13 protein-coding genes are annotated in these 22,753 nt (G+C 46.4%); 3 read left to right on the forward strand and 10 right to left on the reverse strand.

Features of this window, described 5'->3' with window-relative positions:
- The first annotated feature begins 2 nt into the window (after positions 1-2).
- From J4N37_RS12955 to J4N37_RS12965, 3 genes are all read left to right on the forward strand, one after another.
- On the forward strand, positions 3-1,922 hold the full coding sequence (locus J4N37_RS12955; protein WP_045393903.1) for a beta-N-acetylhexosaminidase: 1,920 nt from the start codon (positions 3-5) through the stop codon (positions 1,920-1,922).
- 86 nt (positions 1,923-2,008) lie between these two features.
- The gene (locus J4N37_RS12960) at positions 2,009-4,417 is read left to right on the forward strand and encodes a glycoside hydrolase family 94 protein (RefSeq protein ID WP_045393900.1); all 2,409 of its coding nucleotides are present in this window, start codon (positions 2,009-2,011) and stop codon (positions 4,415-4,417) included.
- A gap of 125 nt (positions 4,418-4,542) precedes the next feature.
- Positions 4,543-5,955 carry a phosphoglucomutase/phosphomannomutase family protein gene (locus J4N37_RS12965; protein ID WP_045393898.1) on the forward strand — a complete coding sequence of 471 codons (1,413 nt, stop codon included), beginning with the start codon at positions 4,543-4,545 and terminating at the stop codon, positions 5,953-5,955.
- 96 nt (positions 5,956-6,051) lie between these two features.
- On the opposite strand, the gene J4N37_RS12970 is transcribed toward J4N37_RS12965, so the two are convergent.
- The 10 genes from J4N37_RS12970 to hrpB form a co-directional block, all read right to left on the reverse strand.
- Positions 6,052-7,083 (reverse strand): ABC transporter ATP-binding protein, encoded by a 1,032-nt coding sequence (locus J4N37_RS12970; protein ID WP_045393895.1) that lies wholly within the window; start codon positions 7,081-7,083, stop codon positions 6,052-6,054.
- Positions 7,083-8,708 carry an ABC transporter permease gene (locus J4N37_RS12975; protein WP_038884268.1) on the reverse strand — a complete coding sequence of 542 codons (1,626 nt, stop codon included), beginning with the start codon at positions 8,706-8,708 and terminating at the stop codon, positions 7,083-7,085. The genes J4N37_RS12970 and J4N37_RS12975 overlap by 1 nt, the downstream gene beginning before the upstream one ends.
- A 99-nt stretch (positions 8,709-8,807) precedes the next feature.
- A complete protein-coding gene (locus J4N37_RS12980) occupies positions 8,808-9,821 on the reverse strand; it encodes a Fe(3+) ABC transporter substrate-binding protein (RefSeq protein WP_005446300.1) in 1,014 nt (337 codons plus the stop codon).
- 153 nt (positions 9,822-9,974) lie between these two features.
- On the reverse strand, positions 9,975-11,204 hold the full coding sequence (locus J4N37_RS12985) for an ammonium transporter AmtB (protein WP_252041129.1): 1,230 nt from the start codon (positions 11,202-11,204) through the stop codon (positions 9,975-9,977).
- A 25-nt stretch (positions 11,205-11,229) separates the two neighbouring features.
- On the reverse strand, positions 11,230-11,568 hold the full coding sequence (locus tag J4N37_RS12990; protein WP_010450136.1) for a P-II family nitrogen regulator: 339 nt from the start codon (positions 11,566-11,568) through the stop codon (positions 11,230-11,232).
- Between the two features lie 188 nt (positions 11,569-11,756).
- Positions 11,757-12,125 (reverse strand): YacL family protein, encoded by a 369-nt coding sequence (locus J4N37_RS12995; protein WP_045393892.1) that lies wholly within the window; start codon positions 12,123-12,125, stop codon positions 11,757-11,759.
- Positions 12,126-12,585: 460 nt separating this feature from the next.
- Positions 12,586-15,174, reverse strand: a complete 2,589-nt coding sequence (gene acnB / locus J4N37_RS13000) for a bifunctional aconitate hydratase 2/2-methylisocitrate dehydratase (RefSeq protein WP_038885755.1) — start codon at positions 15,172-15,174, stop codon at positions 12,586-12,588.
- 270 nt (positions 15,175-15,444) lie between these two features.
- Entirely contained in the window at positions 15,445-17,763 is a 2,319-nt protein-coding gene (locus J4N37_RS13005) for a patatin-like phospholipase family protein (protein ID WP_252041131.1), read from the reverse strand.
- 87 nt (positions 17,764-17,850) lie between these two features.
- Positions 17,851-20,241, reverse strand: coding sequence for a penicillin-binding protein 1B (mrcB, locus tag J4N37_RS13010; protein WP_252041133.1), 2,391 nt, complete (start codon positions 20,239-20,241; stop codon positions 17,851-17,853).
- The gene (hrpB, locus tag J4N37_RS13015; protein WP_045393884.1) at positions 20,234-22,702 is read right to left on the reverse strand and encodes an ATP-dependent helicase HrpB; all 2,469 of its coding nucleotides are present in this window, start codon (positions 22,700-22,702) and stop codon (positions 20,234-20,236) included. The genes mrcB and hrpB overlap by 8 nt, the downstream gene beginning before the upstream one ends.
- Between the last annotated feature and the right edge of the window lie 51 nt (positions 22,703-22,753).

A 22,753-nucleotide genomic window follows, 5' to 3' on the forward strand; every position in this document is an offset into this window, starting at 1 on the left:
GCATGGAATATCGTGTTGATTTAGTGGTCCTTTCTGAGCAAAAACAAAACTGCCGTTTCGGACTCACCTTTCATAACTTGAGCGATCAGGACCTAAACAACTGGAGTCTGACCTTCGCATTTGATCGCTACATACTTCCAGATAGCGTTTCAAATGGTCAACTGACTCAGATTGGTAGCTTTTGCACACTCAAACCTGAGGGCATGGTACTGGCTGCCAACCATCACTACTACTGTGAATTTAGCATTGGCTCTAACCCATTCCGTTACTACTCGGATGGTTTTAATGAAGCGATAATCGACTTTATGGTAGATGGTCAACCTCAACGTGCTCAAGTCGATGTCACCCCTATCGTTTTAGCTTCACCTTATCGTGAGCGCAGTGACATTCCAGCAAGCTTAACCCACGCTCAGCCGCTGCTACCGAAACCAAATCATATTGAAGTCAATGAAGGCTACTTTACGCTGACTGAGCAATCTGGTGTTGCAACATATACCGATTTGGCTCAGCCAGCTCAAAATTGGTTCATAGACGAACTTCAGCGCATTCATCAGTTCTCAGTAAAAGAATCAAACAGTGGCAATGTAATATTTAAAGGAAACCCGACTTTAGACGAAGGCGTCTACAAGCTAAAGATATCGGAAGAATCGATTAAGATCGAAGCAGGTTCCACTTCCGGTTTTATACACGCGACAGCGACATTGTTGCAGCTAGTTAAGGCGGGGAGAGAAGCATCCACTCTCGATTTTGTCTGCGTCACAATCAAAGACAGCCCTCGCTTTCGTTACCGCGGCATGATGCTAGATTGTGCTCGTCACTTCCATTCTGTAGAGGAAGTGAAACGCCTCATTAACTTATTGGCACACTACAAGTTTAATACTTTTCACTGGCACCTCACTGACGACGAAGGTTGGCGAGTTGAGATTAAATCCTTACCAGAACTAACCAGTATTGGCGCTTGGCGAGGTGTAAATGAAGCGATTGAACCTCAATATACTCATTTATCTGAGCGTTATGGTGGCTTCTATACCCAAGAAGAAATCAAAGACGTTATAGAGTTTGCAGCGCAACGTAGCATCACGATTATTCCTGAAATTGATGTACCCGGACATTGCCGCGCAGCGATCAAATCTCTGCCGCACCTTTTGGTAGAGAAAGAGGACTCAACAGAATATCGTAGTATCCAGCACTACAACGACAATGTCATCAACCCTGCTCTACCGGGAAGCTACGAGTTTATCGACAAAGTTCTTGAGGAAGTAGCCGCTTTATTCCCAGCTCCTTATGTACATATCGGCGCAGACGAAGTGCCTAATGGCGTGTGGTCAAAGAGCCCGGCATGCCAAGCGTTAATGGAGCAATTGGGTTACACCGATTACAAAGAGCTGCAAGGCCACTTCCTACGCCACGCCGAAGACAAGCTGCGCAAGTTGGGCAAACGTATGGTGGGCTGGGAAGAAGCCCAGCACGGCAATAAGGTCAGCAAAGACACCGTGATCTACTCATGGTTAAGCGAAGAAGCAGCACTGAACTGCGCTCGCCAGGGCTTTGATGTGGTGCTACAACCAGCACAAACCACTTACTTAGACATGACTCAAGATTACGCACCAGAAGAGCCAGGTGTGGACTGGGCGAACCCGTTGCCACTAGAGAAAGCCTACAACTACGAGCCGTTAGCAGAAGTACCTGAAGACGACCCAATCAGAAAACGCATTTGGGGCATTCAAACCGCTCTATGGTGCGAAATCATCAACAACCAATCGCGCATGGACTACATGATTTTCCCTCGCCTAACGGCCATGGCTGAAGCATGTTGGACTGAAAAACAACACCGCAATTGGACCGACTATTTATCACGTTTGAAAGGACACCTTCCTCTGCTTGATTTGCAGGGAGTGAATTACCGTAAACCGTGGAAGTAATAACAAGCCAGATGCAACCGCATCACGCTTAAAGAGTTTTTAAATTTTTGGCTGCAGACGCAGCTTAGTAAAAAGGAAATACACAAATGAAATACGGCTATTTCGATAACGAGAATCGCGAATACGTCATCACTCGCCCTGACGTACCAGCACCATGGACAAACTACCTAGGTACTGAGAAGTTCTGTACGGTTATCTCGCACAACGCGGGTGGCTACTCGTTCTACAACTCTCCAGAATACAACCGTGTTACTAAATTCCGTCCTAACGCGACCTTCGATCGCCCTGGACACTACGTTTACCTGCGTGATGATGAGACAGGGGATTACTGGTCAATCTCTTGGCAACCAGTTGCAAAAAGTCTAGACGAAGCAAGCTACGAAGTCCGCCATGGCTTGTCTTACTCTAAGTTCAAATGTGAATACAGCGGTATTACCGCAACGAAAACACTGTTCGTGCCAAAAGGCGAAGACGCTGAAATCTGGGATGTAGTAATTAAAAACACTTCAGATAAACCACGTACGATCAGCGCATTCTCATTTGTTGAGTTCTCATTCAGCCATATTCAGTCTGATAACCAGAACCATCAGATGTCTCTGTATTCTGCGGGTACGTCATACAATGAAGGCGTGATTGAGTACGACCTGTACTACAACACGAACGATTTCGAAGGTTTCTACTACCTAGCTTCAACGTTTGACCCAGATTCATACGACGGCCAACGTGACAGCTTTCTAGGTCTATACCGTGACGAAGCACACCCGTTAGCGGTAGAACAAGGTAAGTGTTTCAACACTGCACAGACTTGTTACAACCACTGTGGTTCTCTGCATAAGCAATTCACTATTCAACCAGGTGAAGAAGTGCGTTTTGCTTACATTCTAGGTATCGGTAAAGGCAATGGTGACCGTCTACGTGCTAAGTACCAAGACCTTGCAGAAGTAGATAATGCGTTTGCGGGTATCAAAGCACACTGGGATGAGCGTTGTGGCAAGTTCCAAGTGAAATCGCCAAACGAAGGTCTAGACACCATGATCAACGCTTGGACACTATACCAAGCAGAAACTTGTGTGGTGTGGTCTCGTTTTGCTTCGTTCATCGAGGTGGGAGGTCGTACTGGTCTTGGTTACCGCGATACAGCGCAAGATGCAATCTCAGTTCCTCACGCTAACCCAACAATGACGCGCAAACGTATCGTTGACCTACTGCGCGGCCAAGTGAAAGCGGGTTACGGTCTACACCTATTCGATCCAGATTGGTTCGATCCAGAGAAAGCTGACGTTAAACCATCGAAATCTCCAACAGTAGTTCCAACACCTTCTGATGAAGACAAGATCCACGGCATCGAAGACACATGTTCTGATGATCACCTATGGCTAGTTCCAACCATCTGTAAGTACGTGATGGAAACGGGTGAGCACAGTTTCTTTGACGAAGTGATCCCTTACGCAGATGGCGGCGATGCAAGCGTTTATGACCACATGAAAGCAGCGCTAGACTTCTCTGCGGAGTACGTAGGTCAAACCGGTATCTGTAAAGGTCTACGCGCAGACTGGAACGACTGTCTAAATCTAGGTGGTGGCGAATCTTCAATGGTGTCGTTCCTACACTTCTGGGCACTGCAAGAGTTCATCGACCTAGCGAAATACCTAGGGAAAGAAGCCGACGTAGAGAAATACACGGAAATGGCAGCAAACGTTCGTGAAGCATGTGAAACACATCTTTGGGACGACGAAGGCGGCTGGTACATCCGTGGTCTGACGAAGAATGGCGACAAGATCGGTACAGCGCAACAAGCAGAAGGCCGAGTGCACCTAGAGTCAAACACGCTAGCGGTACTTTCTGGTGCGGTATCTCAAGAGCGTGGTGAGAAAGCGATGGACGCAGTCGATGAGAACCTGTTCTCTGAATACGGCCTGCACCTAAACTCACCATCATTCGCAACACCAAACGATGACATCGGTTTCGTAACTCGCGTTTACCAAGGCGTAAAAGAGAACGGCGCTATCTTCTCACATCCAAACCCATGGGCTTGGGTAGCAGAAGCAAAATTGGGTCGTGGTGACCGTGCAATGAAATTCTACGATGCACTAAACCCATACAACCAAAACGATATCATCGAAAAACGTATTGCAGAACCATACTCATACGTGCAGTTCATCATGGGTCGTGACCACCAAGACCACGGTCGTGCAAACCACCCGTGGTTAACAGGTACATCTGGCTGGGCTTACTTCGCTGTTACCAACTTTATCCTTGGTGTGCGTACAGGCTTTGATGGTCTGACTATCGATCCATGTATCCCAACTAACTGGCCTGGTTTCGAAGTGACTCGTCAATGGCTAGGTGCAACGTACAACATCAAAGTGGTTAACCCAGACTCAGTAAGCAAAGGCGTTAAGTCGATTACCGTGAACGGTGAAGCAGTAAATGGTGCATCTGTACCAGTTCAAGCGGAAGGTTCAGTAAACGAAGTTATCGTTACTCTAGGTTAATCGTCTTTTAGGGGAGAGCTTCTCCCCTTTTGATTTATCCGATGCACTTGAGTTTGATGAGTACATCGGTTCGCTAGCAAAGATTTAAGAAGCGGTGGGATGCCGCTCTTATCGAGGATCGAATCATGATCAAATTTGGTACAGGCGGCTGGCGTGCATTTATTGGTGAGGAGTTCACCAAAGATAATGTACGTTTGGTGGCTCAAGCAGTAGCAAACATTACCAACAACGAATCCGCAGCTGATCGCGGCTTTGTGATTGGCTATGACCGTCGTTTTCTTTCTGATAAAGCAGGTCGTTGGTTTGCTGAAGTATTGGCAGCAAACGGTATTGCGGTTAGCTTTATCGACAAGTTTGTCCCTACACCTATCGTGATGTTCAAAGCGAAGGAAATGGGCTGTGCTTACTCTGCATGTATTACCGCATCGCACAACCCAGCCGATTACAACGGCATTAAAGTCTTCATTGAAGGTGGTCGTGACGCAGATGAAATCATCACCCAAAAGATCGAATCACAAATCTCAACCCTAACAGTGAATGACGTGAGAAGCGTCGATTTTGAGCAAGCGGTTGAAGACAAGCTAATTGAAATCATTAACCCAATGAACGAGTTTGTTGACTCGATCATCGACTTTATCGACATCGAAGCGATCAAGAAAGCGAATCTACGCGTGTTGATCGACCCTATGTTTGGTGTTGCGAAAAACGCGCTACAAACCGTGCTGATCAACGGCCGTTGTGAAGTCGACGTGATTAACGACGGCAAAAACCCAGATTTCGGTGGCTTAATGCCATCACCAAGTGCTGCAACCCTTTACCGCTTGATGCACCTAGTGGAACAAGAAGGCTATGACATCGGTATCGGTACCGATGGCGACGCAGACCGTCTTGGTATTATCGACGAGAAAGGTCACTTCATTCATCCAAATGAAGTGCTACTGCTGCTTTACTACTACCTACTTGAATACAAAGGCTGGACAGGCTCAGTGGTACGTAACATCGCAACCACGCACCTTTTAGATAAAGTTGCAGAAGATCACGGCGAGAAATGCTTTGAGGTTCCAGTGGGCTTTAAGCACATCAGCTCTCAAATGGAAGCTGACGATTCATTGATTGGTGGTGAGAGCTCTGGCGGCCTAACTATTCGCGGTCATATCAAAGGCAAAGACGGCGTATTCGCATCCAGCCTATTGGTAGAAATGATTTCAGTAACCGGCAAAAAACTGTCTGAGTTGCTGGATGAAATCTACGGCAAGTATGGCTATGCCTACATGGCGGAAGGCGATTGCAAATTCAAACCGGCGCAAAAAGAAGTACTGTTCAGCAAGATTTATGTTGAAAAGCAGTTGCCTGAGTTTGAGTTTGAAATCGAAAAAGTCAGCTACGAAGATGGTGCGAAAGTGTACTTCAAGAACGGCGGTTGGATCATCGCTCGCTTCTCAGGTACCGAACCATTACTACGAATTTTTGCAGAGATGCAAGATAAAGACACTGCAGAACGTGTTCTTCAACAGTTTAAGGACTTTCTGTCCTTATAGCTAAATTGTGTGCCCGCTTCGTGCACACGACCTATAGGTGAAGAACACTTGCCCGGCGACATACCCGCCGGGCCTTTTTCTTTTCGATGATACTACTTAGGCGAAAGCTAACACGCCTTGAGTTTCTACTTTCACCGTAACGCTATCCCCAACATTCAATGCTTCCGCTGAGGTTGCCAACAGTCGGTCACCATTGACATCAATCACGTAGCGGCAGTGGTCACCCATAAAGTGCTGCTCAAGTACTTTGACCGCACTCTCTTCATCAGCAGCAATTTGCACATGTTGAGGGCGAAGCAGTAATGCACATTCTGCATCAACTTGGATTTCTTGCTGAGCATTGGCTTCCACCACACCAAGATGAGTTTCAAATTCACTGTCAGAAATGCGCTTCGCTGCAAGGTAGCTACCACCACCTAAGAAGTCTGCAACAAATTTGCTCGAAGGCTGGTAGTAAAGCTCAGAGGCTGTTCCGTATTGCTCGATTACACCATGGTTCATTACTGCCATCTTATCGGCAAAGGCAAACGCCTCTTCACGACTGTGAGTAACGAAAATTGCGGTAACGCCTTGCTCTTTAAAGATTTTACGGATCTCTCGGATAAGTTCATGGCGAACTTGGGTGTCGATATTGGAAAACGGCTCATCCAACAACAGAAGATCCGGTTTGTAAGCCAGTGAGCGGGCAATCGCCACGCGCTGCTGCTGACCACCAGAAAGCTGGTGAGGATAACGATCACCGTAGCCTTTAAGGTGAACTAAGCCGAGCATTTCTTCTACTTTGAGAAGCTTTTGCTGCGCCGTTTCATTTTTCAAGCCAAAAGCGATGTTCTCTGCCACTGTCAGATGCGGGAATAAGGCGTAATCTTGGAAGATCATACCGATATTACGCTGCTCTGGTGGTAACCAGTTTTCACCGTCATCAATAGTGAGACAATTCAAGCTCATTTGACCAGAGCTTAGCGGCAACAAACCAGCAATGGCTTTCAATAGCGTTGTCTTACCGCAACCACTCGCGCCGAGCAGGCACACGATCTGTCCTTGTTCAACTTCTAAAGAAAGTGATTCAAGGACGGTCTGATCGTCATACTGACAAGTTAGGTTTTTAATCGATAGTGCGCAGCTCATCAGTGATTTTGCTCCAGTGAACGGTTAACAACAACAAGCGGGATCAACCCAACTAGGACCAGTAATACTGCTGGTAGAGCAGCAAGTTCCAAATGCTCGTCCGAGGCGAAGTTGTATACATACGTCGCCAAGGTTTCAAAGTTAAATGGACGCAATAATAGTGCAGCATTGAGCTCTTTCATCGACTCAATAAACACCAACAAACCAGCAATCAGTGCACCACGTTTAACCAGAGGGAAGTGCACTCGCCAAAGCATGGTATTAGGCGTACAGCCCATGGTACGGGAAGCCATATCCAGCGACGGAGAGATCTTATTTAAGTTACTTTCGACACTACCAATCGCCACAGCGGAGAAACGCACCACCATCGCAAAAATCAGTGCAAACATGGAGCCAGAAAAAATCAGTCCAGGTCTGCCCCATTCCATCGCTTTAGCAATATCGTTAACACGGTGATCCATAAACAGCACTGCCACCATGACACCAATCGCAAGTACAGTGCCCGGAACCGCGTAGCCCATAGAAGACAGACGCATGAAAGCTAAGCTAGAGCGGCCGCCGTTTACGCGTTGGCTGAAATTCACCGTCAAAGCAATCGCAACACCGATGATGGCAGCCACGACTGACACCACCAAACTGTTCCATGCATATTCACGAAACTCCGGTGTCCAACTTTGTGCAAAGTAAGTAATCGCGTAATCAATTAACTGTAGCAATGGGAAGATGAACGCAATTGCTACCAAACCCCAACACCAAATCAGTGCGCCCCACTTTCGCCAACCTTTTAGCTCATAACGGAAATCTTCATGGCTATTAAACTGGCTTTGGAATAACTTCTGTTTGCGGCGGCTGTAGCGCTCGGCACTCAGTAACAACACCACAATCATCAACATCATGGCTGAGATCTTCGCGGCTGCATTTAAGTTCGAGTAGCCTAGCCAAGTATCGTAAACCGCAGTAGTCAGCGTGTTCACCGCAAAATAGCTGACGGTGCCGAAATCGCCAATGGTTTCCATTGCAACCAGAGACAGGCCAACAGCGATAGAAGGCCTGACAAGCGGCAAAGAAATGCGCCAAAAGCTCTCCCAAGGAGAACATTTCAGTAAGCGTGCACTTTGTAACAAAGAGACGTTCTGTTCCATAAATGCCGCTCGGCAAAGCAAGTAAACGTATGGGTAAAGAACAAGAGAAAGAACGAAAGTGGCACCGCTCAAAGTACGGATATCTGGGAACCAATATTCGCCCGGTCCCCATCCGGTTATATCACGCAAAAAGATCTGAATCGGCCCAGCAAAATCAAACCAATCCGTGAAAATGTAACCAATGATATAACCTGGCATCGCGAGAGGCAGAACTAATGCCCACTGCAGCCACTTCTCAGTTGGCAATTTACACATCGCCATAAACCAAGCACTTGGAATACCGAGAATCAAAGAAAGGAGCATCACACCAGCAGTCAGAACTACGGTGTTATAGATGTAGGTAGGCATGACCGTCGACATCAAGTGTGTGAACAGGTCATCTGTCTCGCCAATGGCGGTATAGAAGATCGCTAAGATCGGCAAAACCAGTAACAGGGTAATCACCCCACTACTGGTTTTCCATAGAGAATGTTTATTCTTCATTGCCTAAATACTGCAAGGCTGTATGAAATACAAATGCGGCTGCAAATACATCTCATATCCTTTAATCAAATGGGGGTATAGTTATACCCCCACATGGAATTAAAGGTCAAATTTCACTTCATCTAGTAGCTTAATTGCCGCTTCGTGGTGAGAAGCAATGTCATCTAGAGAAATCGTATCTGCTTTGAAGTCACCCCAAGATTCCACAAGCTCAGAACGCTTAACACCTTCTTTTACTGGGTACTCGTAGTTTACTTCTGCGTACATTTGTTGCGCTTTGTCACCCGTTAGGAATTCCATTAGCTTCACAGCGTTGTCTTTGTTTGGAGAGAACTTAGCCATCGCCATACCAGAGATGTTTACGTGTGTACCTGTTGTCTCTTGGTTAGGGAAGTTGATGTATACCGCATCAGCCCAAGCTTTTTGCTCTTTGTCGTTAACCATCTTACCTAGGTAGTAGCTGTTACCTAGAGAAACGTCACATAGACCTTCTTTGATTGCTTTAACTTGAGCACGGTCGTTACCTTGAGGCTTACGAGCTAGGTTCGCTTTTACGCCTTCTAGCCATTCTTTTGTCTCAGCTTCACCGTGGTGCGCGATCATAGAAGACACTAGAGATACGTTGTAAGGGTGCTTACCGCTACGCGTACAGATTTTGCCTTTGAATTCTGGCTTCGCTAGATCTGCGTAGTTGAAGTCGTTACCTAGTTTGCCAACACGGTCACGTGAAGAGTAAACGTTACGAGTACGTAGAGTCAGAGCAAACCACTCGTTTTCTTTGTCTTGGTACTGTGCTGGTACGTTTTCTTCGATGATTTTGCTATCTACCTTTTGAACTAGACCTTTGTTAGTCAGCTCCGCTAGACGGCTGATATCTGTAGTAAGGATTACGTCAGCTGGGCTGTATTCGCCTTCTTGAGCCAACTTCTCTGCTAGGCCTTTTTTGGCAAACTTCACGTTTACTTTAATGCCAGTTTCTTTAGTGAACTCGTTGAACATTGGTTCAACTAGGAAAGGTTGACGGTAAGAGTAGACGTTCACTTCTTCAGCAGCCATTGCTGTTGGAGCTAGAGTAGCGCAAGTAATCGCTGAAAGAGTTAGCAGTTTTTTCATTGTTTAATCCTTTACCATGCTAATGATAACGTTTATCAGTTGCGTTATTATATGCATGTTCAGTAGGAAAACAATGATGTGACACTAAAAAACCTGCTCATCAGAGCAGGTTTTTGATAGTTTACTTTGTAACTAATTGTTTCTTTATGTCGACTATTTCACAGTAACAAATTCAGGGTAGGCACCAACACCACAGTCGTGCATATCCATACCTTCAAGCTCTTCTTCTCCCGATACGCGAATGCCGATGGTTGCTTTTAAGATTGCCCATACCACAAGGCTCGCACCGAATACCCAAGCAAAGATAACAGCCGCACCTAGAAGCTGTGCGCCGAACGTTGCATCACCATTACTTAGCGGTACAACCATTAAACCAAAGAAACCACACACACCGTGTACAGAGATAGCACCTACAGGGTCATCAATCTTCACTTTGTCTAGACCGATGATACTGAATACCACTAGCACACCCGATACTGCACCGATTGCAACTGCGTAAAGTGGTGATGGTGATAGAGGATCTGCCGTGATGGCAACAAGACCAGCCAATGCACCGTTAAGAATCATGGTTAGATCAGCTTTACCCCAAGTAGTTTTACATACGAGTAATGCTGCGATAGCACCTGCTGCCGCTGCTGCGTTTGTATTAAGGAAGATTTGACCTACCGCTGTCGCGTTTTCAAAATCAGATACCATCAACTGAGAACCGCCATTGAAGCCGAACCAACCAAACCAAAGAATGAACGTACCCAATGTAGCTAGAGGCATGTTTGAACCAGGAATTGGGTAGATTTCGCCGTTTTTACCGTATTTACCTTTACGTGCACCCAGTAATAGTACGCCTGCTAATGCTGCTGCTGCACCTGCCATGTGTACGATGCCTGAGCCAGCAAAGTCACTAAAACCTGCTTCTGATAGGAAACCACCGCCCCATGTCCAGTAACCTTCCATTGGGTAGATAAATGCCGTCAGCACTGCTGAGAAGATGAGGAAAGACCAAAGCTTCATACGCTCTGCTACCGCACCAGATACCACTGACATTGCTGTTGCGACGAATACCACTTGGAAGAAGAAATCCGACTCTAACGAGTGATCTGCGCCTTCACCTTGTGTGCCAATTAGTGCACCAAATGATGGTAACCAACCACCTTCGCCATTATCAACGTACATAATGTTGTAGCCGACCAATAGGAACATGGTACAAGCAATCGCGTACAGACAGATGTTTTTGGTTAGAATTTCTGTTGTGTTTTTCGAGCGAACTAAGCCCGCTTCCAGCATGGCAAAGCCAGCTGCCATCCACATAACCAACGCACCAGAAATGAGGAAGAAAAAGGTGTCGAGTGCGTAACGTAATTCAGTTACCGTTGTTGTTAATTCCATGATAGTTCTCCAATCCCTTGAATTCTTAAAGTGCTTCTGCGTCCATTTCACCAGTACGAATACGTACTGCTTGATTTAGGTCGTAGACAAAAATCTTACCGTCACCAATCTTTCCTGTTTGAGCCGCTTTAGTGATGGCCTCTACCACACGATCCACATTGTCTGCATGGGTTGCGATTTCTAGTTTTACTTTTGGTAGGAAGTCGACTTGATACTCGGCGCCACGGTATAGCTCCGTGTGGCCTTTCTGACGACCAAAACCTTTAACCTCTGATACTGTCATCCCTTCAATACCGACATCAGCCAATGCTTCGCGCACATCGTCTAATTTAAAAGGTTTTATAATGGCATTAATGATTTTCATTGAATCTTCTCCGCAGCTTTCATCCTGAAACATTTGTATTAATCCAAGCGGCGTGCCAACTTTTTATCTTGTTGATTTATATAGAGTTAGCAAAATTAACAAACTTATAAACAAAAAGGGCGCACCATATCGGTGCGCCCTTCTCACAAATATAAGGCAACCCTAATTAGACTCCCCAAAACTGTGCGTTAAATGTTCAAAAAGTCTTTCCATTGCTCTATCAGGGTACAAAAGTCTTCAATACCACAACTGGCTGTACTCTCTGCATCGTAGAAGTCAAACTCGCTTTCCATTTCCACTTCATACTCATTGCCCAATGCGTTTTCTTGCACTAGCACCTCGTCACCATGGATCATCAAACTGATCTCTGCACCGGTTAATCTATGCTCTTGAGATGGCGAAGAAAATGCCTGATCAATTAAGGCTTCAACTTGCGCGATTTTCGCTGGGTCTTTACCAATTTCTTCTTGCAACCAACGACCTACAATCTCATGCCCCATGCTGCATTTGACATAGTATTCGCCCATCAATGTGTTGCGGATGAATTCAAATTCCATCGTGATCGCCTTTTCGTATCAATTTGGTGCGGAGTATACAGGGAGATTTGAGATGGGAGAAGCGGGAGACGAGAGCTCTCTCAATGGCTTGTTTAAAAGAGATTCCCGACTGCACTCCTTCGTCGCTTTCGGGAATGACATCGTTGTTACTCTTAGCTATTTAAATCGTCATCCTCAATAGCGAGGCACGAGCGAGTTGGGGATCTCTCAATAGATTCCCGACTGCACTCCTTCGTTGCTTTCGGGAATGGCATCGTTTTTACTCTTAGCTATTTAATCGTCATCCTCAAGAGCGAGGCTCGAGCGAGTTGGGGATCTCGCAATACGTAGCCTAAAAGAGATTTCTCCTCCCTCAGTCTAGGAAACGACATAGTTCTAGTATCTCGTAGCGAAGCATCCCACAAAAAAGCGCCCACCAAATGGTGGGCGCTTAATTAAGTATTAGCAAAGCTCGCTAAAATTATGCAGGCTCTTGGAAGATAACCTCTGCCGCTTTCTTGGTGTACTCATCCATCTTGTGGAAGTTCAAGTAACGGTAAGTATCTGCTGCTGTCGCATCGATTTGCTTCGCGTATTCTAAGTACTCTTCCTTCGTTGGAATCTTACCTAGAATTGCACCAACCGCTGCTAGCTCAGCAGAAGCAAGGTATACATTTGCACCTGTACCTAGACGGTTCGGGAAGTTACGCGTTGAAGTCGACATTACTGTTGCTTTGTCTGCTACACGCGCTTGGTTACCCATACATAGCGAACACCCAGGAGTTTCAATACGAACGCCAGCGCGGCCGTAAATACCGTAGTAACCTTCTTCCGTCAGTTGGTCGCGGTCCATCTTCGTTGGTGGCGCTACCCATAGACGTGTATCTAGTTGACCACCGAATTGCTCTAGCAGTTTACCTGCTGCACGGAAGTGACCAATGTTAGTCATACAAGAACCGATGAACACTTCATCAATCTGTGTGCCTTGAACTTCAGACAGAAGACGAGCGTCATCTGGATCGTTCGGTGCACATAGGATTGGCTCGTGAATATCTGCTAGGTCGATTTCGATGATGTGCGCGTATTCTGCGTCTGCATCCGCTTCCATCAACTCTGGGTTAGCCAACCACTCTTCCATCGCTGTGATACGACGCTCGATAGTACGACGGTCGCCGTAACCTTCCGAGATCATCCACTTAAGCATGGTGATGTTTGAGTTTAGGTATTCTTCAATAGACTCTTGAGACAGCTTAACTGTACAACCTGCCGCTGAACGCTCTGCTGACGCATCCGATAGTTCGAAGGCCTGCTCAACTGTTAGGTGCTCAACGCCTTCGATTTCTAGTACGCGACCAGAGAATTCGTTGATCTTACCTGCCTTCTCAACCGTCAATAGACCTTGTTGAATTGCGTAGTAAGGAATTGCATGTACAAGGTCACGTAGCGTAATACCCGGCTGCATTTCACCTTTAAAGCGCACCAAGATTGACTCTGGCATATCCAGTGGCATAACACCTGTCGCCGCAGCGAATGCAACCAGACCGGAACCTGCTGGGAATGAAATACCTAGAGGGAAACGAGTATGCGAGTCACCACCTGTACCTACAGTATCAGGCAGAAGCATACGGTTTAGCCATGAGTGGATTACACCATCACCCGGACGAAGTGATACACCGCCACGGTTCATGATGAAGTCAGGTAGTGTGTGGTGCGTGTTTACATCGACTGGTTTTGGATACGCAGACGTGTGACAGAATGACTGCATCACAAGATCAGCGGAGAAGCCCAGACACGCAAGGTCTTTTAGCTCATCACGAGTCATAGGACCGGTTGTATCCTGAGAGCCAACAGTTGTCATTTTAGGCTCACAGTATTGACCTGCACGTACACCTTCAACGCCACATGCCTTACCTACCATCTTCTGAGCTAGTGTGTAGCCTTTGTCAGATTCAGAAGGGTCAACTGGCTTAGCAAACAGGTCTGTTTCTTCTAGGCCCAGTGATGCACGAGCACGGCTTGTTAAGCCACGACCGATAATCAGTGGAATACGACCACCAGCACGAACTTCATCAAGCAGTACTTTGCTCAGTTCAAAGCTAGAGATCTCTTCACCGTTTTTACGCACAACGCCTTCGTATGGGAAGATATCAATTACATCACCCATGTTCATGTTCTGTACGTCTAGTTCGATTGGGAGTGCGCCAGAGTCTTCCATTGTGTTGTAGAAAATTGGAGCGATCTTACCACCTAGACAAATACCACCGGTGCGCTTGTTTGGTACGTATGGGATATCTTCACCCATAAACCAAAGCACTGAGTTAGTCGCTGACTTACGAGAAGAGCCGGTACCAACAACATCGCCCACGTAGGCCAGTGGGATACCGTCTTTTTGCAGTTCTTCAATTTGATTGATAGGACCAACGCTGCCTGGTTGATCTGGCACGATGCCATCACGTTCCATCTTCAGCATCGCTTTCGCGTGTACTGGGATATCAGGACGAGACCAAGCATCTGGTGCTGGAGACAAGTCATCGGTGTTGGTTTCACCAGTAACTTTAAATACTTTAACAGTAATCTGTTCCGCGACTTTCTTCTTCGATGTGAACCATTCTGCGTCCGCCCATGATTGCAGGACTTGCTGTGCGAATGCATTACCAGCTTTGGCTTTCTCTTCTACATCATAGAAAGCATCGAACATCAGTAGGGTATGAGACAACGCTTTAACTGAGATTGGCGCTAGTAGGTCATCGTCTAGGAATTCAACTAGAGGAGCGATGTTGTAACCGCCTTGCATCGTACCTAGTAGCTCAGCAGCTTTTTCACGGCTTACTAATGGTGATTCCACTTCACCTTTTGCTACCGCCGTTAGGAAACCTGCTTTTACATATGCAGCTTCATCCACACCCGGTGGGATACGGTTCTCTAGTAGGTCAAGAATAAATGCTTCTTCACCTTGTGGGGGATTTTTCAGAAGTTCAACAAGTCCAGCAACTTGTTCAGCGTCTAGCGGTTTAGGAACAACTCCTTCGGCAGCACGCTCTTCGACGTGTTTACGGTAGGCTTCAAGCACGACTTTTTTCCTCTCATTGCGGTTCCTCCTTTTTAATTACTATTTTTCAAAGTAAAGGAGTGAACATCCTTGGAAACTTGGCTCTCCATTGCCCTTGTTTTCATTCAATTCTGATTGAGAAACAGCGCCGTAGAGGCCAAACTGTGGGCGAAAGGATAGCAAATTTAACGTTAAATTAAAATCTCATCATTTTGACCAACATAGCAACTTACGACTAAAGTCCGGTAAATTTTGGCTAAATATGCGGAGATCTTGCTATCCTACTCCCGGTTATTTAAATGATGTTCCAACGATCAGGTACACTGCATCTAAATTCTGCTCTGTACGACCGTATGCCAACATGATCGGCCCAACTGGAGAATCTACTCCAAAGAAAACCGACGCAGCATTATACAGTGGCGCCTCATGCAACTTAAGATCGTTGTCTGACCAAACACCACCGTGTTCAAGGGACGCACCTAGATAAACTGGTGCTTCAAACAGCCCGAAGTCGTTATCCATCCATTTATAACGATACACCAAGCTGGTATAAAATAAGTTCTGTCCAATCAGACTATTACGAGGAATACCGGACAAATTTAAGAAGCCGCCTAACTCTCTAGGATCTAAAGGCACAAAAGAGTTTTTACTCTCAACAAAGCTATATTCCGCCTGTCCGACTAAAGTATGACGGCTGTATGTCATTGCACCTTTAAAACGGGCGGTAATTTCATAAACAGTATCTTCAATGCTATTTTTTGCGTTTTCACCTCGAAGATCCTCAGGAGTTTTGTCATGAGAAACAAGGTAGTCCAAGTCGATCAGCATACCACGAGTTGGAAGTGCAAAATCGTCCAAAGTGTCTAAGCGGTAGTTGGCAAAAACACCCAGTCGCTCATAATCTAGCTCCCCCGCAGACTGAATAGTAGATGCTTCTATCGTCCCTTTGGTATAGCGACCACCAACACGAAACTCTTGCCACAAGGTTGGCTGCACACCTGCAGCTAGCTCGGTAATAAACTCGGTGTAAGAAACTGGTAGAAAATCATACACTGAACCGATATCGGGGTTTTCAAACTCGTCATCGAGAGGTAAGTTTCTGTTCTCCGTGTTGTAATTCACTTTGCTAGAAACGAACAACTGCTGACTCGAAAGCACCGGAGAGTAAAGCTCCGCCTCAATCAATTTATCCGTGCCCATATCCACATTAAACGTCAGCTCCGCGCCGTGAGAGTTCAAGTTAGTGAAATTTGCCGATATACCGATGCCATATTGACTGTCAGTATTGAAATCGTCTTCTAAGAAAAAACGGAAGTTTAGGTAATTTGGACCCCAAGATTTTTCGTTCACTTCAAAGACGAGTAAGTTCACCCCATCGATCTCTTCAAAGTAATAAGTGATCAGTTCAAAACGATCCAGTGCATAGAGATTCTCTACCGCTTTTTCGATCTCTGCCGTTTCTAGAGGGCGTCCTGTGTCTAACTCAAGTCGGTTAGTCAACAGCACATCACTGTAGTGGGTATTGTTCACAAGAACGATTTGGTCGACGACGCGTTCATCCCCATACTCAAGGTTCTTGCGCATATCTTGTTTATGTTCGATGTATTTCTGGTACTCCGCATTCGACACACTCAGCCCTTCAAGTTTTGACTTTAGTCCTCGAGTGATCTCATAACCCGCTTTAAAAGCGTCAGGCATTTTATTGAACTCAACCGTCTCCATTTGCCCTACATTAGGACGAATGTAAACATCATCTCCGCTGAGTGTTTCGGCTTGCTCTTGGGTACTACGACGAACAAGATAGTTAGAAAGCTGATCTGCTACGATGAATAAACCAGTGAAGTCCTCTTTGGTTTTGTAATCTGTACTGATATCCACCGCAATAACGATATCGGCGCCCATCGCGCGTGCAACATCAACCGGCATGTTATTAACCACGCCACCATCCACCAGCATATGACCATTGAGTTCGTAAGGTGGAAGCGCGCCAGGCACTGACATACTCGCCATCATGGCATCAACTAGATAACCGTTATCTAGAACGACCTCTTCCAGCTCGACGATATCAGTCGCGACGGAGCGGTATGGAATGGCAAGATCATCAAAGGAGTTAAAACGGCCAAGGTTGCCCGTGGTTTCGCGCAGAATGCGCAACATGTTTTGGCCTTGCACCACGCCTGTTGGCGAACGCACTTCACCAAACCTCAAACCTAGGTCAGTAGTGATTTGATAACGGTCTTCGTATTCTTTATCGCGGACGCGACGTTGGCTGCGGTCGACACGGTCTCGATAACCGCTGTTCCAATCGACACTGTAGATAAAACTTTCGATTTCATCGGCGCTCATCCCCGTGGCATATAGACCACCAACATAAGCACCCATGCTAGTCCCAGTGATGATATCAACGGGAATATTCATCTCTTCCAGAGCCTTCAAAACCCCAATGTGAGCGGCTCCTTTTGCTCCACCACCAGCGAGGACGACAGCAATTTTAGGCCGAGAGGAGTCTTCTTCGAGATGTTTAGCAAAGGAAGGCGTTGCAATCAAAAAGGAGCAGACCCACAACGCAAAGCAACGTATCCATGGGTTCGTATTTGACCTTTTTAACATTCATTTCTTCCTTTACTGAATATTGAACACCTACTTTTACTAAGAATTAAACAACTGCACAAGTCAGTGATGGTGTTTTTGGTGGTCCTACCAATCAAATAAGCTGTTCAACCAGTTCGACTTTTTTTCACACTGTTGCTTAATTTGCCCGGTTTTATCCCACACTGGCAGTTTGTACTCACTACGACAATTCATTTCCAGCGCACCATTCGTCGCTTTCTGAAAACCTAATGTGGTCACTTCATTCGGCCATGGCAGCTCTAGTCGCTCTGGAATACGCTGTTTCAAGTATTCAGCATACACACGCAATGCGCCACTAGACCCAGTTAGTTTAGTCGATTTATTATCATCGCGACCAAGCCAAACGGTGGTGACTTCTCGCCCATCAATACCCACAAACCAACTGTCACGGCTATCGTTACTCGTCCCCGTTTTACCTGCTAATGCCGCCCATGCGAATTGGCTTTGTAGGAATCGGCCCGTACCTTGTGCAACACCTCGCTTCATCGCATAAGTCGTCAGCCAAGCAGCTTGCTGATCAACGGCCTGAGTTGAGCGGGGCAGCGATTGATAAATCACATTGCCATCCATATCAATCACCGAGCGTAATGCAGAGAGTTTCGCACGTTTACCAGAGTTCGTTACTGTTTGGTACATTTGTGCTACTTCAAAGGGCGTTAACGAAAATGATCCTAAGAACATCGAAGGAACAGGGCGGATCTCGCTCTTATCTACACCAAGGCGCTCTAGTGTGTCTGAAACTTCTGGAATTCCTAACTGCATACCCAAGCGCACGGTAGGCACATTGAGTGATTTTGCTAAGGCTAGATATAACGGCACATCGCCACGGAACTTACGGTCGAAGTTGCGCGGTGACCAAACCGTCCCTTTACTTCCTTTCAAGCTTAACGGCGTATCATGTAACGTCGTCGCCAAATTGTATTTTTCTGGTTGCTCCAATGCCGTCAAGTAAATTGCGGGTTTAACTAAAGAACCAATTGGACGACTAGCATTCAATGCGCGGTTAAAACCTTCATAACCAACACGCTTACCACCGACCATGGCACGGATTTCACCACTATGACGATCCACTGCGACAGCGGCGGCTTCAAGATCTTTGCCAGCACGTTTAGCAAGCTCAGGCACTTTCTTCGCAATGGCTTGCTCTAACTTACTTTGAGAGACTGGATCTAGAGAAGTAAATAAACGCAGGCCGGTTTCAGCTTTGAAGTTATCTCCTACCTTCTCTTTCAACTCGATATTCAACTGCTGAAAGTAAGCAGGCTGGCGACTGGCAATACGTGGATGACTCTGCGTATCCAGAGGACGATTCACGGCTTGCTCATACTGCTGCGCAGTAAGCATCTCTTGTTGCATCAAAAGACGCAGTACCAAATCGCGACGAGTTTTCGTGCGCTCTGGGTAGCGAATAGGGTTGTAGTAAGACGGTCCTTTTACCATCCCCACTAGCATAGCGAGTTGGTCAATACGCAACTCTTGGATCGGCTGGCCGAAGTAGTAACGTGATGCCAGAGCAAAACCATGAATCGCATCCCCGCCACTTTGCCCCAAATACACTTCGTTTAGATAAGCTTCTAAAATACGATCTTTGCTATAGCGGTAATCTAGAATCAGAGCGATGTAAGCTTCACGGACTTTACGCCAAAGGGTTTTATCACGCGTCAGGAAAAGGTTTTTCGCTAACTGCTGCGTCAGTGTACTGCCACCTTGCACGGTGCGTCCGGCTTTGATGTTAGCAACTAAAGCACGACCAATCGCCAGTGGTGATACACCGTCATGTTGATAGAAATCACGGTCTTCCGTTGCAAGAAGTGCATCGACAAGGATCTCAGGAAACTGATCTCTGCGTAAGAAAAGACGTTGCTCATTTTGATCTTTTTCTAGCATGCCCAACATCTTAGGCTCAATGCGTAAGTAACCCAGATCGCCTTTAGATTCTAAGGATTGAATGCGTTTGAGACCACTATCAGAAAAGTACAGCATGACGTGACGATCAGGCTCTGGGCCATCGGCAAATTCAAATGGACGACGGATCAACTCAATACGCGTTGAAGAAGAAGAGTATTCACCAGGGTAACGAGGCTGACTTACCTTACGGTAGTTCAATACATCAAGCTCATTACGCATCTCTTTGATGGTAATATTTTCGCCCGGGCTTAAGTGAAGAATTCGCGCATAAACCACTGTCGGAAGGTCAAACAACTGACCATCAAAACGGTCTTTCACCACGCTATCGAGATAAATACCGACAAACAACAATACCGCCGCTAGTGCAATGCCCGCTTTCCAACTGAATGACCACATAGCTTTTAGCCAAGAACGGTTGCTACGCTCTGGTTTTTTGGATGGTGATTTTCTCGGACGTTTTGCACCACTTTTTTTCGCGGGTGCCGTTTTGCTTGACGTTGTTTTCTTGGCAGGTGCTCTTTTCGCTCCTGGCTTTTTAGTATCAGTCATTATTCATTTGTCTTTTTGTTTTCGTTGTCGCTACATGAGTCGCAGGATCGTCAGGCCAAACATGTTTAGGGTAACGGCCCTTCATCTCTTTTTGCACTTCTTTGTAGCTTCCCGCCCAAAAGGCTGCTAAATCCGTTGTCACCTGTAGTGGGCGCTGAGCTGGAGACAACAACTCTAACACCAATCGCTTACGACCTTGCGCCACGGTTGGAGAAGTGCTTTCTCCAAACACTTCTTGCATACGCACCGACAGCACAGGCTCATGGCCAAACTGGTAGCGAATGCGCTTTTTCGAGCCAGTAGGTAAGCGATAGTCTTCAGGTAACCACTCATCAATCTGTTGATTCAAAGGCCAACCTAGTCGAGCATTTAAGGCTTCAACTAAGTTCACCTTAGCTAAATCTTTCACCGACGAGACCGTGTTCATGTACGGCTCTAGCCACCCTTCTAAGCTATCAAGCAAACTGGCGTCATCAACGCTCGGCCAAGGTTGCTCGGGTAACCATTCCACTGCACAACGAATGCGTTCCAGTAAACTCTCCGCTGCAGGTGACCAGTTTAGACTCTGTAAGCCCTGACGGCGGACATACGTGAGTAAAGCTTGTGTCATTTTTTCTTTACCCGGACTCGGCAGCGCTTCCCGTTTTACCACCAATTGACCAAGTTTGACTTGGCGCTCTGCGATCAAACGGCCTTTTTTTTCATCCCAATCGACCATTTCTTTCGTATTAAAAAGGTGCGCGAATTTTTCTTGTAAGCTATTGATATCTAAATCACACGCCAAGTTAATTTGGCTGTAACTAGAGTGCGAACGCATCAAATCAATCGCCACCAAATACTCACAATCGCCCAGCGTCTCTTCTGGTCGACATTCAGCACCATGTCCATTCGACAGAGTAAAACGACCATGTTGATTAACGCGCTGCTGAGCGATTCGATCAGGAAAAGCCAGGCTTAACACCAATGGCAGCAATCGCTCATCGACATTTGATAGACGAAATGCTGCATCCAATTTGTAAGCTAAGTTCTGAGCACGCTTACTCAATACGGTTCTCTTAGAATGCGTGCTACTCATCCACCGATGTAGGCTATGAGAAATATTAGTGACATTACGCTCTGGTTCTTCAATAAGGGCGACTGCCGCTAGCGCAGTATTTAGCATCTTTTCGCTGTGTTGCTGAGCCTGAATCAGCATTCCGGCCGAACGGGGTTCAACGCCCAGCTCATGTGCCGTCTTACCTTCAGGAGTCAGTTGACCTTGCTCGGTAAGCAATCCTAGAGAAATCAGCAACTGTTTAGCTTGAGCAAGCGATGCCGAAGAGGGAATGTTTAGCCATTTAAGGTCAGAGATATCCCCAGCGCCCCAAAATGCCAGCTCCATCACCAAGCTTGCTAAGTCAGAATGCAGAATTTCCGGTTGCGGTACTTGTGGTTGCTGTTTGAATTGGCTTTCAGAATATAAACGAACACAAATACCCTCTTCGATACGACCTGCACGACCGGCACGTTGAATCGCAGAAGACTGCGCTACGCGGACTTGCTCCAAGCGCGTAAGTCCATTCTTCAAATCAAAACGTGCCACACGCTCTAACCCAGAATCGACGACTAATCGAATACCTTCAATGGTCAATGAGGTTTCGGCAATATTGGTCGCCAACACGACTTTCCGTTTACCAGAAGAAGCCGGTGAGATAGCTTTTTGCTGCTCGGCAAAGCTAAGTTGACCATACAGTGGACACACTTCAACGTTATCAGGTAGGTGCGATAAACGCTCTTCCACCTGTTTGATGGCTGCGACTCCTGGAAGAAAAGCCAGCAGAGAGCCCGACTCTTTGTGTAGTAAGCTCTCTATCGTTTTTGCCATAGATGTAGGCAGATGATCGTTCGGACCAAGCGGTAAATAGCGCGTTTCCACCTCAAAGCTACGACCTTCCGATTCAATGTAAGACGCTTCTGGTAGCAAGGATTGCAAAGCATCTTGATCGAGCGTTGCCGACATAACCACCAGCTTTAAGTCGTCTCGCAGCGCTTCTTGCACCTCTAAACTGAATGCTAGTGCCGTATCAGCGTGAATACTCCGCTCATGAAACTCATCAAAAATCAGCAGATCAATGCCATCTAACTCCGGGTCATTTTGGATCATGCGCGTCATGATCCCCTCGGTCACAATTTCAAGTTGCGTGCTCTTACTCACCTTTGTTTCACCACGAACACGATAACCAACGCGCTCCCCGACTTGCTCTCCCAACTGCTGCGCTAAAAAACAGGCAATGTTACGAGCAGCAAGGCGTCGAGGCTCTAACATCACGATTTTGCCTGTCACGGTCTGATTATTGAGAAGTTGCAGCGGGAAATAAGTGGATTTACCGGCACCAGGGGCTGCTTTGAGGATCACTTGATGTTGATTTTTGACCGCCGTAAGTAATTGTGGCATCACGGCTTCAATCGGCAATTGTGACAAAGGAAATACCCTATGTTGTAATGTTGGCCACATTGTACATAAAAACCTTCT

This window comes from Vibrio sp. SCSIO 43153 (genome assembly GCF_023716625.1).
GTDB lineage: Bacteria > Pseudomonadota > Gammaproteobacteria > Enterobacterales > Vibrionaceae > Vibrio > Vibrio rotiferianus.